General features: G+C 67.8%; 11 protein-coding genes and 2 pseudogenes. 7 read left to right on the top strand and 6 right to left on the bottom strand.

Going from position 1 to position 12,422, the window contains the following annotated elements; translation table 11 throughout:
• The first annotated feature begins 115 nt into the window (after positions 1-115).
• The 6 genes and pseudogenes from K2X24_RS17335 to K2X24_RS17315 all read left to right on the top strand — a co-directional run.
• The gene (locus K2X24_RS17335; protein WP_292499573.1) at positions 116-1,396 is read left to right on the top strand and encodes an O-acetylhomoserine aminocarboxypropyltransferase; all 1,281 of its coding nucleotides are present in this window, start codon (positions 116-118) and stop codon (positions 1,394-1,396) included.
• 77 nt (positions 1,397-1,473) lie between these two features.
• A complete protein-coding gene (locus K2X24_RS17330) occupies positions 1,474-1,620 on the top strand; it encodes a hypothetical protein (RefSeq protein WP_292499572.1) in 147 nt (48 codons plus the stop codon).
• A 62-nt stretch (positions 1,621-1,682) separates the two neighbouring features.
• Positions 1,683-2,087, top strand: coding sequence for a response regulator (locus tag K2X24_RS17325; protein WP_292499571.1), 405 nt, complete (start codon positions 1,683-1,685; stop codon positions 2,085-2,087).
• A gap of 34 nt (positions 2,088-2,121) precedes the next feature.
• Positions 2,122-3,417 carry an aminotransferase class I/II-fold pyridoxal phosphate-dependent enzyme gene (locus K2X24_RS17320; RefSeq protein WP_292499570.1) on the top strand — a complete coding sequence of 432 codons (1,296 nt, stop codon included), beginning with the start codon at positions 2,122-2,124 and terminating at the stop codon, positions 3,415-3,417.
• 186 nt (positions 3,418-3,603) lie between these two features.
• Positions 3,604-3,663: pseudogene (locus tag K2X24_RS24405) on the top strand (tautomerase family protein); the annotation flags it as partial.
• 125 nt (positions 3,664-3,788) lie between these two features.
• Positions 3,789-3,851 (top strand): annotated as a pseudogene (locus K2X24_RS17315) (hypothetical protein); the annotation flags it as partial.
• A gap of 337 nt (positions 3,852-4,188) precedes the next feature.
• On the opposite strand, the gene K2X24_RS17310 reads toward K2X24_RS17315, so the two are convergent.
• The 6 genes from K2X24_RS17310 to K2X24_RS17285 form a co-directional block, all read right to left on the bottom strand.
• A complete protein-coding gene (locus tag K2X24_RS17310; RefSeq protein WP_292499569.1) occupies positions 4,189-6,516 on the bottom strand; it encodes an EAL domain-containing protein in 2,328 nt (775 codons plus the stop codon).
• 63 nt (positions 6,517-6,579) lie between these two features.
• Positions 6,580-7,341 (bottom strand): RNA methyltransferase, encoded by a 762-nt coding sequence (locus tag K2X24_RS17305; protein WP_292499575.1) that lies wholly within the window; start codon positions 7,339-7,341, stop codon positions 6,580-6,582.
• Positions 7,342-7,441: 100 nt separating this feature from the next.
• Complete coding sequence (locus K2X24_RS17300; RefSeq protein WP_292499568.1) at positions 7,442-7,990, bottom strand: formaldehyde-activating enzyme; 549 nt, start codon at positions 7,988-7,990, stop codon at positions 7,442-7,444.
• A gap of 96 nt (positions 7,991-8,086) precedes the next feature.
• Positions 8,087-8,668 (bottom strand): TadE/TadG family type IV pilus assembly protein, encoded by a 582-nt coding sequence (locus K2X24_RS17295; protein ID WP_292499574.1) that lies wholly within the window; start codon positions 8,666-8,668, stop codon positions 8,087-8,089.
• A gap of 113 nt (positions 8,669-8,781) precedes the next feature.
• Entirely contained in the window at positions 8,782-9,477 is a 696-nt protein-coding gene (locus tag K2X24_RS17290; RefSeq protein WP_292499567.1) for a TadE/TadG family type IV pilus assembly protein, read from the bottom strand.
• Complete coding sequence (locus tag K2X24_RS17285; RefSeq protein ID WP_292499566.1) at positions 9,369-10,631, bottom strand: pilus assembly protein TadG-related protein; 1,263 nt, start codon at positions 10,629-10,631, stop codon at positions 9,369-9,371. Before K2X24_RS17285 ends, K2X24_RS17290 begins: the two co-directional genes overlap by 109 nt.
• A 410-nt stretch (positions 10,632-11,041) precedes the next feature.
• On the opposite strand from K2X24_RS17285, the gene K2X24_RS17280 reads away from it, so the two are divergent.
• On the top strand, positions 11,042-12,253 hold the full coding sequence (locus K2X24_RS17280; RefSeq protein ID WP_292499565.1) for an NADP-dependent isocitrate dehydrogenase: 1,212 nt from the start codon (positions 11,042-11,044) through the stop codon (positions 12,251-12,253).
• Positions 12,254-12,422 lie beyond the last annotated feature (169 nt).

The following is a 12,422-nucleotide window of genomic DNA, read 5'->3' as shown; positions in this document are numbered from 1 at the left end:
CGTCCGTCATAAAGAACTCACGTTCGTTTCAACGAATTGCGTCCTCTTCCGCCGTCCCCGGTCCGGGCGTAGAAGACGCGCGTTGCGGGCCCGCCGGCCCGGGAGGATTTTTCCGATGACCGATCGTCTGCCCGGCTTCAACACGCGGGCCATCCATGCCGGCGCGGCGCCCGATCCGACCACGGGCGCGCGCGCGACCCCGATCTACCAGACCGCCTCGTTCGTGTTCGACGATGCCGAGCACGCCGCCGCGCTGTTCGGGCTCCAGGCCTTCGGCAACATCTACTCGCGCATCACCAACCCGACCAACGCGGTGCTGGAGGAGCGCGTCGCAGCACTCGAGGGCGGCACCGCCGCGGTGGCCGTAGCCTCGGGCCACGCCGCCGAGTTCCTGGTGATGCACGCCCTGATGCAGCCGGGCGACGAGTTCATCGCCGCCGACCGGCTCTACGGGGGCTCGATCAACCAGTTCAACCACTCCTACAAGAACTTCGGCTGGAACGTGGTCTGGGCCAAGACCGACGACCCGGCCTCCTTCGAGGCCGCGATCACGCCGCGCACCAAGGCGATCTTCTGCGAATCCATCGCCAATCCCGGCGGCGTCATCACCGACATCGCGGCGCTCTCGGAGATCGCCAAGCGCCACAACATTCCGCTCATCGTCGACAACACGATGGCGAGCCCCTACCTGATCCGCCCCTTCGAGCACGGGGCCGACATCGTGGTGCACTCGGCCACCAAGTTCCTCGGCGGCCACGGCAACTCCATCGGCGGCCTCGTGGTGGACGGCGGTACCTTCCCGTGGGCGGGGGACGCGCGCTTCCCCATGCTGTCGGCGCCGCGTCCCGAATATGCCGGCCTCGTCATCGGCGAGACCTTCGGCAACTTCGCGCTGGCCATCGCGGTGCGGGTGCTGGGCCTGCGCGATCTCGGGCCGGCGCTCTCGCCGTTCAACGCCTTCCTGCTCCTGTCGGGCATCGAGACCCTGCCGCTGCGCATGCAGCGCCACTGCGACAACGCGCTGGCGGTGGCGCGCTTCCTGCAGAGCCACCCGGCCGTGGCCTGGGTCAGCTACCCGGGCCTGGAGACCGACCGCTATCATCAGCTCGCCCGGCGCTACACGCCCAACGGCGCCGGCGCGGTGTTCACCCTCGGCCTCAAGGGCGGCTACGAGGCCGGCGTCAAGCTCGTCTCGAACCTGACCCTGTTCTCGCACCTGGCCAATATCGGCGACACCCGCTCGCTGATCATCCACCCGGCCTCCACCACCCACCGCCAGCTCACCGACCCGCAGCGCATCGCCGCCGGGGCCGGGCCGGAGGTGGTGCGCCTCTCCGTCGGCCTCGAGGATCCACAGGATCTGATCGAGGATCTCGACGCCGCGCTGAAGGCCTGAGGCGCGCGTGTTAACGCTTCCTTTACCAAGCCGGGGCGAGGCTCGCGGGGCGGTCACCGGAGGGTGCGATGTCGGCCATGAGCGGGTTGGAACAGGTCAACGAAATCCTCGCGCTCTGCGGCGTCCTGGCCCTCCTGGTGGCCCTGGCGGTGGCCTGCGCGCCGCCCCTGCCCCGCCGGCGCCCGGCCCTGGCGAAACGAATGCGCGACTCCGGCCGTTATTGACGACACCTTCGGCGGGGCCTAGGCCCCCGTCTCACCCCTGTCGCGAGATCGTCCGGCCGCCGATGACGCAGAACCCGCCAGAGAGCCACGAACCGACAGACCTCCCCGTCGTGCTCCTCGTCGAAGATGACGGTCTGCTCCTGATGGAAGCCGCCGACACCCTCGTGGATGCCGGCTTCGAGGTGGTGGAAGCGAGCCACGCCGACAACGCCCTCTCGGTGCTGGAAAGCCGCGACGACGTCGGCGTGCTGATGACCGACGTCGACATGCCGCGCGGCTCCATGGACGGCTTCGCGCTGGCCCGCCTCGTCGCCCATCGCTGGCCGGGCATCCCGGTCCTCGTCGTCTCCGGCATGGGCACGCCCGGGCCGAACGACATGCCCGACGGGGCGCGCTTCATCCCGAAGCCCTACGAGCCCTCGACCCTGGTCCGGACCTTGCGCGCCTTCGCCCGCCGCGCCGCCTGACCGCTCACGCGACCTTCACAGACGGGAGGCCCCGATGGCCACCGAGACCCAGACCCATCGCTTCGCGACCCAGGCGATCCATGCCGGCGCCGCGCCCGACCCCGCCACCGGCGCCCGGATCCAGCCAATCTACTTCACCAACGGCTTCGTCTTCGAGGACACCCAGCAGGCGGCCGACATCTTCGCCATGCGGCGGACCGGGTTCTCCTACTCGCGGGGGTCGAACCCGACGGTGGCGGCCCTCGAGCGCCGCGTCGCCGCGCTGGAAGGCGCCAAGGCCGCCGTGGCGGTGGCCTCGGGCCAGTCGGCCGTGCTCATGGTGCTGATGACCCTCATGAAGAGCGGCGACGCCTACGTCGCCTCCTCGCGGCTGTTCGGCGGCTCGCTCGGCCTGATGAACCGCCTCGACGGCCGCTACGACCTCAAGCCCCAGTTCACCAAGGGCCTGACCCCGGCGGATTTCGAGGCCGCGATCACCCCGGAAACGCGGGCGATCATCTGCGAGTCGATCGTCAACCCTTGCGCCACCGTGATGGATCTGGCCGGCATCGCCGCGGTGGCCCGCCGGCACGGTCTGCCCCTCGTCGTCGACAGCACGCTGGCCTCCCCGGCCCTGATCCGGCCGATCGAGCACGGTGCCGACATCGTCATCCACTCGACCTCGAAGTTTCTCGGAGGCTCGGGCCAGACCATCGGCGGCGTGATCTGCGATGCGGGCCGGTTCGACTGGGCCGCGATCCCCGGCCGCTATAATCTCATGAGCGAGCCCTGGGCCGATTACGACGGACTCGTGCTCACCGAGCGGTTTCCGGACTTCGCCTTCGCGGCGGCCTGCCGTGTCTTCGGCATGCGCGAGCTCGGCCCCGGCCTGTCGCCGATGAACGCCTTCCTGACGCTCACCGGCATCGAGACCCTGCCCCTGCGGATGGAGCGGCACTGTGCGAACGCGAAAGCCGTGGCGCGCGTGCTCAAGGACCACCCGGCGGTGGCCTGGGTGAGCTACCCCGCCCTCCCCGGCCAGGAGGGCGAGGCCATGGCCGCCCGCTACGTGCCGCAGGGCCCGGGTTCGATCTTCACCGTGGCGCTCAAGGGCGGCGAGGCGGCGGCGGTCAAGTTCATCATGAGCCTGAAGCTGATCTCGCACCTCGTGAACATCGGCGAGATCAAGTCCCTGGCGATCCATCCGGCCACCACCACCCACCGCCAGCTCAGCCTCGCCGACAAGGCCATCGCCAAGGTCGGTCCCGAGACGGTGCGGCTGTCGATCGGCCTGGAGAATGCCGAGGATCTCATCGCCGACGTCGAACAGGCCCTGGCGCAGCTCGGCTGAGCGCGGTCGGCGCAGGCGTGGGTGGCTTAGCGGCCATCCCGCCCGCTCGCGGCACCACTGGCGCGATGATCGCTCCGTTCTAGAGGAACGCCGGGCCTCCAGGCCCGTCCCTCGTCTGCCGATCAGGATCGGTCGCCGATGCCCCTCGTTCGCATCTCGCTCCTCGCCGACAGGTCCTGAGCCTGTATCCGGGCCATCGCGGACGGCGTTCACCAGGCGCTGATCGATGCCTACGGCGTACCACCGGGGGATCGGTTTCAGCTCATCGATCAGCACGAGCCGGACGATCTAATCCACGAAGCGCACGATCTCGGCGTCCAGCGGACCGCCACATCGCGATCATACGGATCGTCGCCGGGACCTGGCGCGATATGGCGACCAAGAAACGTATCCACGCAGCCATCGCCGAGAGGCTCGCGGCAAAGCCCGGCTTGAGGCGGGAGAACGTCCAGGTGACCCCCTCGTCGAACGAGCGCGACGAGTGGTCCTTCGGAATCGGACTCGCCTCATACGTCCAGGACACGCCGCCGACCGAGGCGTTTCCTCGCGCCTCGGTTTGTGGGGGAAGGAGCGGTGTCCGCTGTTCGGGTTCCAACTGGGCATCCGGCATACCGGGCAGCTGGCATGCCGGCCCTCACCGCCCGGGGGATGCGTCAGGGCTGACGGAATGCCTCCTGATTCGTTCGAAACGATCGGGCGTGCCGCAACCGCCCTGCCCGCTCGTGGATCAGGGATCGCGGTCTCGAGCGGACGTGGGGAGGGCACCGCGCCTCAAGCGAGGCGGCGCTCCGGCATCGCTTCGTCCTCGCCGCCGAGGAGGTCGGGCCGGTTGCGCAAGAACCAGGGGACGCGGTCTGCCGGCATGGGCTTGCCGTAGAGGTAGCCCTGCACGTTCGTGCAGCCCTCCCGGCCGAGGAAGGTGGCCTGCTCCAGGGTCTCGACGCCCTCGGCGGTGACGTCCAGGCCCAGGCTCCGGCCGAGTTGGAGCACGGCAGTGACGATGGCGGCGTCGTTGGCGTCGCGTTCCAGGTCGCGGATGAAGCTTCGGTCGATCTTGATCTCGTCGACGGGGAACTGCTTCAGGTGGGTCAGCGAGGCGTAGCCGGTGCCGAAATCGTCGAGGGCCACCCGGATGCCGGCCGCGTGGAGGGTGTGGAGCACGGCGTTCACCCGGTCGCCGTGACCCGCCAGGAGGACGGTCTCGGTGACCTCGACGCCGATCCGCCCGCGTGGCACGCCGCTCTGCGCCACGTCGTCCAGAAGGCTCTCGGCCAGGTCGCCCTGTGCGAACTGGGCGGAGGACAGGTTGATGAAGACGCGTCCGGGATCGAGCCCGAGGCCGATCCAGCGAACGATGTCGGCGCAGATCTGGCGGCGCAGGGCTGTACCCACCGCGATCCCGATCTCCGGATCGTCGAACACCGTCGAGAAGGAGGCCGGCGCGAGCAGGCCGCGGGTCGGGTGCTGCCAGCGGGCCAGGGCCTCGAACCCGATCACGGCGCCCGAGGCGAGATCGACCTTCGGCTGGTAGAACGCCACCAGCCCGTTTCCCGCCTCCAGGGCGGCGCGCATCTCGCGGGTCACCGCCACCCGCTCCTCGATATCGGCGCGAAGGGTCGGCATGAACAGGGTCGCGCAGTTTCGGCCGGACGCCTTGGCGGCGTAGAGCGCGAGGTCGGCATTGGTGAACAGGTCGGCGGGGTTGCCCGCGTGTTCCGGGTAGAGCGCCAGCCCGAGGCTGGCGCGGGCCGCCACCATCCGCCCGCGAATCGCCATCGGCGGCCGCAGGGCTTCGAGGATGCGCGCGGCGATCCCGTGAACGCACTGTGCCCCCTCGGCGCAGATGATGACGAATTCGTCCCCCCCGAGGCGCGCGACGAGGTCCCGGGGCTCGACGACGCTACGCAGCCGACGGGCCACCTCCATCAGGAGGGCGTCGCCGGAATCGTGTCCGAGCGTGTCGTTGATCTCCTTGAAGGCATCGAGGTCGAGGAGGATCAGGCCGACCCCTCCGCCCTCGGCGTGCGCGCGGGCGAGGCTGGCGTCCAGGGTGGTGTGGAACAGGGCCCGGTTCGGCAAACCGGTGAGCACGTCATGATGGGCGGCCGTGCGGACCTGCTCCTCGATCGCCTTGCGGCTGGTGATGTCGACGAGGCTCGAGATGAGGCAGGGCGCACCCTTCACCTGCACCGGCTCGATCGACAGCAGGACGTCGTGACGCTGTCCGCCCAAGTCGACGATGCAGGTCTCGTGGTCGCGGATCGTGCCCTCGGCGTCGAGGAGGCGCTGGATCTCGACGCGCTGCGCCTTCGAGATGAAGCGGGCGTTGCGGTAGTTCGAGAGGCTGTCGCCCGCGCCGACCGCGAAGAAGCGGCTGCCCGCATCGTTGGTGCCGACGATGCGTCCGTCCGACACGCTGGAGACGACGATCGGAACCGGTACCGCCCGGAACGTCGTCTCGAACAGGAGGCGACTTTCCATGAGGTCGCGATAGGCACGGCGTTCCGCATCGGTCGCCGTCCACTCCAGGCGCCGCAGCCGGTTCGAGCGAACGACGAAGAGAATGATCGCCCCGTTGGTCATCACCGACAGGGTCAGGAGGCCAATGGTCGTCTGCGGCAGCGGCAGGGGCAGCAGGTAGCATCCGAGCAGGATCGCGGCCGTGAAGGATCCGGACGCCATCGTCCAGACGAAGCGCGTGGGCAGCACCAGCATGCAGGCCGCCGGAAGGATCAGGGCGGCGATCAACCCGAGCTCGGTGCGCGCGGTGATCATGTAGCCCACCGCCAGGGCTGTGAGCATCTGCCAGGCCACCAGGATGCCCTGGAGGGCGTCGAACGTCCGGACCCGCCGCAGGCCCACGATGGCCAGGGCGGCGATGGTCACGATGAGGGCGCGGACGCACAGCACGGGCACGAACCGGTCGGTTCCGAAGTAGCGCAGGTCGCTGGCCAGGAAGACCACGCTCAGGGCGATCGTGAACATCAGGAAGAGGCGTGCGTGACGCAGGGTCTCGGGCAGCCGCTCCGCCTGGAAGGTGGCTTCCTCGGCCGGCGAGGCGAACTCGCCTCCGAACGCTCTGAGACGATGGTTCGACATGCTTCAGGCTAATAACGGCGAAGTATGGTTCAGCCGTTAAGGTCGCGACGATTGTTCTTCCCGTCAGTCTGCCCGCGTCCGATGGGCCGCCAGGGCACGCAGGGCGCCACGCATCGTGCGCACGTCCTGCTCCGTCATGGCCATGCGGTGCAGCATGTCGCGCATGTTGCGGGCGATGATCTCGCGCTTCTCCGGCGGGTAGAAGCCGGCGGCGGCGAGCTGCTCCTCCAGGGTCGAGACCAGGGAGGCCATCGCCTCGCGGGTGGCGGGCGGCGACAGCATCTCGCCCGTGAAAGGCAGGACCGAGAGGCCGGCCGCCCGGCGCCACTCGTAGCCCATCAGCAGGACACCCTGCGCGAGGTTCAGCGACGAGAAACGCGGATCGACCGGGAAGGTCACGATGGCGTCGGCCAGCGAGACCTCGTCGTTGTCGAGGCCCGCGCGCTCGCGCCCGAACAGGATGCCGACCCGCTGGCCTTCGCGGGCGACCACGTCCTGCATGGCCGCGTCGGGGGCGAGCACGCGCTTCATCTGGCCGCGCTCGCGGGCGGTCGTCGCCAGCACGTAGTGCAGATCGGCGATCGCCTCGGCCAGGGTGTCGTGGACGCTGGCCGCGTCGAGGATGTGGGTGGCGCCGGAGGCGGCCTCGCGCACCCCCTTCTTCGGCCAGCCGTTCTTCGGGGACACCAGGCGCAACTCGGACAGACCGAAATTCGCCATGGCGCGCGCCGTCATGCCGATGTTCTCGGCAAGCTGCGGCTGGACCAGGATGATGACGGGGCCGGCGGGGGGTATCGCTTGGGTCGGGGGCGTCGCTTGGCTCATGGTCGCGTGGGAATCGTCGGGGACGGAGGACATCCACGCCCTCTCGCATGGCGCACGCGGGCGCGCCAAGGGGCCCGCGCGCGCTCGGGTCGCGGCTGCTTTAGATCTTCCCGTCGAGACCCAGCTGGTAATACTTGTGAGTGACCTTGTCCTGGTTCTCCAGAAGCCAGTCGATCGAGGGCTCGTTGGTCATGGCCTTGCGGATCGCCTCCGTCATGCCCCGGCGCTGGATGTCGAACAGCGCCTTGTGATCGACGCGCTCGGCCTCGATCACCCCGGGGCTGAGCCAGACCGAGCAGATGATGCCCAGATCGTTGGCCTTTTCCTTGGGGATGTAGCCCGCCCGCACCGCGTCGAGCACGCCGTTGGCGATGGCGAACTGCACCGTGCCCATCAGGATCGAGGTGTATTTCGACTCGGTGACGCTCACCTTCGAGACGCAGAGCGTCACCGGGCGCACCATGATGTCGGTGTTGAGGAGCGCGAAGACCCGGCTGTGGCCCACCACCTGGTCACCCGTGAGGGTGGCGAGCGCCGTGCCCACCGGCCCGTCCAGTTCGCCGATGATGACCTCGGGCTCGGCCGCCGTGTTGGGCGGACCGCCGGCGACCAGGGCCTCGCCGGCCCGCAGGATGATGCGTTCGCTCATGGGGTTCCTTACACGCGTGCGTCACTGATCGGAGGCGCAGAGTCCCGATCGGACCGGCATTGTCCAGTCCCGGATCGGATTGTCCGAGGTCCGCGCTCAGCCGGCGAAGGTCGCAGGGCACGCATTGCCGCCCGGGAGCACGACTTCGAGCTGTGTGTTCGGCGTCACCGCCGCCCCGCCTCGGACGGCCCAGCTCACGGTTTCGGTCCACTGGAAGGCCGTGCTCAGTCCAGGCAGCAGCGCCATCGGCGTCGCGCCGAGGATCGGCTGGTAGCTCATCGTGACCTCGGCATAGATCCAACGGGCACCGTTGAACTGATACTGCGCCGGAACCGCGATGTCCGCGGTGGCGCCGCGACTACGCCGCGTCGCGTTTCGGGCCGCGCTCGAGCAGACGAAGGCGCTGGTCAGCGATCCGACGAGGGGAATCCCGACCGCGCTGACCTTCATCTGGACGCCCGTCGCGCTGAACGGCGCGAGCACCACGGAGGACGAGTCGAAGATGTTGCTCATCGTCGCGGCGGTGACGGGGTTGGTCGCGTCGCCGAGCGATGTCAGGTCCGCCAGGGTGCGCGCGAGCTGAACGACCTTCCGGCGGTTCTCGACCGCGTTCACGAGTTCGGCTCCCACCAGGAGCAGCACCAGCAGGACGGGGAGCACGAGGGCGAATTCGATCATCGCCACGCCGTGCCGGTCCGTGGCCAAGTCCCTCAGGCGCCGGATCGGCCTCCGGGACTTTTCCGGGCGCGCTGACCCCGAATCTCGAGGACGACGGATCATCATCACGGTTCTCAGCACGCGCTCGACGAATCCGACTGGTAGGGCTCGACCCGGAAAACGGCGTTCGACTGGATCAGGGCGCTGCCGTCACCGAACGACTTGATGCCAGCGTTCATCAGGCTGAAGAAGACGGCGTATTTCAGGGCCGCACGCACTACGACGATCTTGCTCGGTTGCGGGCAGGTGTAGGCGGTGCCGAATCCGGCGCGCCAGGTGCCCGTCGATGCATCGACCGCACTCCCGTTGGCGGCCGTGACGCCCGCGAAGGTATCGACGACCTGAACATCGAGAACGACGTCGTTGCAATTGAAGAAGGCGGCCGCCGCCACCCCGGTGTTGGCGCAGAGTTGCTGGCGAAGCTTGCCGATCAGCGCCGCCTTGTCCTTGATGGCGGTGTTCTCGCTTTGGAATTGCCCCGTCACGAGAGTCCGCACGGTCGATTGCAGCCCCGTGTCGAGGTTCTGGCTCACCAGGAACATCAGCATCATCTGAATGGCCGCGCCGACCACCGCGAGGAAGATCGGACAGATCATCGCGAACTCGACCGCCGAAGCACCGCGTTCGTCGCGCAGGAACACCCACCGCGCCGATGCCGTCCTCATCGCGCCAGCCGAACCTGGGTGAACTTCTGGAAGATCGACACGAATGCCGATCCGATCGACGCCGTCGACGCAGCGTTCACGAAGAGATCCGGCGTCGAGGCGCACTTGGTCAACTGGGGGACGATGTCGTCGAAGCGCGTTCCGGGGCCGTTCACCTGGCTCGGGGCGCCGAGCGTCGCCTGATAGCCCCAGTCGTAGCTCATCTTCAGGTAGGGCGCGTAGAGGACGCTCACGGAGACCGACGGGTCGATCAGCCGGCAGGAGGCGGGGCTGAACGGCGCCACCTGCGCGCGCAGCTTCGTATCCCACGTCCAGGAGCGGGACGGGTCCTGGACGCCGTCGGTCGCGACGATCACGAGCTTCTTCGGTTTGCTCTTCCCGTCGCCCGCCTTGCCGACTTCGTCGGCGAACCCGGGCATGATCTCCTTGAAGTGCGTGGCACCCGCGTATTCGTCGGAGGTGTTGGGGGCCTGGGGCAGATTGGTCAGCGCGAAGTTGAGGTCGGACGTCGTGCTGACCAGCTTCGCCAGGTCGTTGCTGAAGGTGTAGGTCGCGATCCGGATGCGCTTGGAAGAGGAGGTCTGGGTCTTCAGCCAGGTCACGAAGTCGGTGATGCCCCTGTTGACCTCCTGGGTCCGCAGGGTGATGCCGTTGCGGACCGCCCATTCGTAGGAGTCGAAGTTCGTTCCCTTGACCTTGGCGCCGTCGTGACAGGCGAAGGCGCATCCGAACGCCGCGTTCAGCTTGTCGACGTCGGCCTGGGTCGCGCCGAGCGCCATCGACCCCGAGACGTCGATCAGCAGATAGATGTCCACCATCGGTGAAAGGTCGACGGCCGATTCCGCGTGGCCGGAAAGTTTGATCTGGTCGTATCCCGCCGCCATCAGGATCGTCGTGTCGGTCTTGGACGTGTAGTCGCCGACGACCTTGACGGCCCGGTTGCTGATCGAAACGACGAGCGCCGGAACGGTGCCGTTCGGCAGCTTCGCGGTGGCGTTGAACGCCTTCAGGCCGACGGTCTGCGCGTAGTCGATGATTTGGGCATCGGTCATGCCCTTGGCGTCCGCATCCTGGGCGGCGCGCGCCGCCAGGATGACGGCCCCGTCCAGGGCATTGTCCAGGAGCGCCTTGTCGACGACGGAGCGTCCGTAATCGATGGCGCCGCCCATCAGTCCCACGATCGGAACGAGGGCGGCTGCGAAGATCATCGGGATCGATCCGCGCCGGTCCGACTTGAATCGCTTCGACAGGGTGCTCATGGGGCGGGGACCGCTTCTGGGTGGCGCAGACGCCGTTCGTGACGACCCATGAACGCGGCCTCGACGTTAAAAAATGATGCGTCCAATGAACCTGGATTCAAAGACTCATCCGTTATTCGACGATATCGGGCGTTTGATTATTTCTGTTTGGTTTACTCTTCGTTGCCGAAGATCGGGACGGGAGGCGGACCGGGTTCGCTTATGGAGCGCGACCAGATGCCGACGTCTCACGTGGTCCGCTGACAAGTTGCCGTTGCTGTCATGCGATCGATCCGTCGGCGCGCCTTCCCCCCCTTCCGCGCCCGCGCTATGACCCCGCCACGGCCGGACGGCTCGTGAGGGTGGTGGATCCCCGGTGGGGCAATCCTTGCATGGGTGGTGCGGATCTTACGCGGAAGGCTTGAAGCGCAATGGACAAGATCAAGGTTGCGAACCCGGTCGTCGAACTCGACGGCGACGAGATGACCCGGATCATCTGGAGCGAGATCAAGAACAAGCTGATCCACCCCTACCTCGACCTGAATCTCGAATATTACGACCTCGGCGTCGAGCACCGCGACGCGACCAACGACCAGGTCACCGTGCAGGCGGCCGAGGCGATCAAGCGTCACGGCGTCGGCGTGAAGTGCGCCACCATCACCCCGGACGAGGCGCGGGTGGAGGAATTCGGCCTGAAGGAGATGTGGAAGTCGCCCAACGGCACCATCCGCAATATCCTCGGCGGCGTCATCTTCCGCGAGCCGATCATCTGCAAGAACGTGCCTCGCCTCGTGCCGGGCTGGACGCAGCCCATCGTCGTCGGCCGCCACGCCTACGGCGACCAGTACAAGGCCACCGACTTCAAGGTGCCGGGCAAGGGCCGCCTGACCATCAAGTTCGAGGGCGAGGACGGCACGGTCATCGAGAAGGAGGTCTTCAAGTTCCCGAGCGCCGGCGTCGCCCAGGCGATGTACAATCTCGACGACTCGATCCGCGACTTCGCCCGCGCCTCGATGAACTACGGCCTGAACCGCAAGTATCCGGTCTATCTGTCCACCAAGAACACCATCCTCAAGGCCTATGACGGGCGCTTCAAGGACCTGTTCGAGGAGGTCTTCCAGAACGAGTTCAAGGCGAAGTTCGACGCCGCCGGCATCACCTACGAGCATCGCCTGATCGACGACATGGTGGCTTCTGCCCTGAAATGGTCCGGCGGCTACGTCTGGGCCTGCAAGAACTACGACGGCGACGTGCAGTCCGACACGGTGGCGCAGGGCTTCGGCTCGCTCGGCCTGATGACCTCCGTGCTCCTCACCCCCGACGGCCGGACCGTCGAGGCCGAGGCCGCGCACGGCACGGTGACGCGCCATTACCGCGAGCACCAGAAGGGCAAGGAGACCTCCACCAACTCCATCGCGTCGATCTTCGCCTGGAGCCGTGGCCTCGCCCATCGTGCCAAGCTCGACGACAACGCGGCGCTCGCCAAGTTCGCCACCACCCTGGAGACCGTCTGCGTCGACACCGTCGAGGCCGGCTTCATGACCAAGGACCTCGCCCTGCTCGTCGGTCCCGATCAGAAGTGGCTCTCGACCACGGGCTTCCTCGACAAGGTCGACCAGCACCTCAAGACGGCGATGGCCTGAGGCGGTCGTAAGGAGGGCAACGTGGGCGGCGGCGTCGGTCGGGTGACTTCTCGCCCGACGCCGGCCGGCGCAGCCTCTTTACGCCGCGCCGCTCGTATCCTTGCATCTGCGAAGGGCCTGCGAAGGCCCCTCGGCCTTGGCGTTCACCTGTGTCATTCCGGGGCGCCGC

The sequence above is a fragment of the Methylobacterium sp. genome, from assembly GCF_019750675.1.
GTDB lineage: Bacteria > Pseudomonadota > Alphaproteobacteria > Rhizobiales > Beijerinckiaceae > Methylobacterium.
This window is presented reverse-complemented; position numbering and strand designations above follow the sequence as displayed.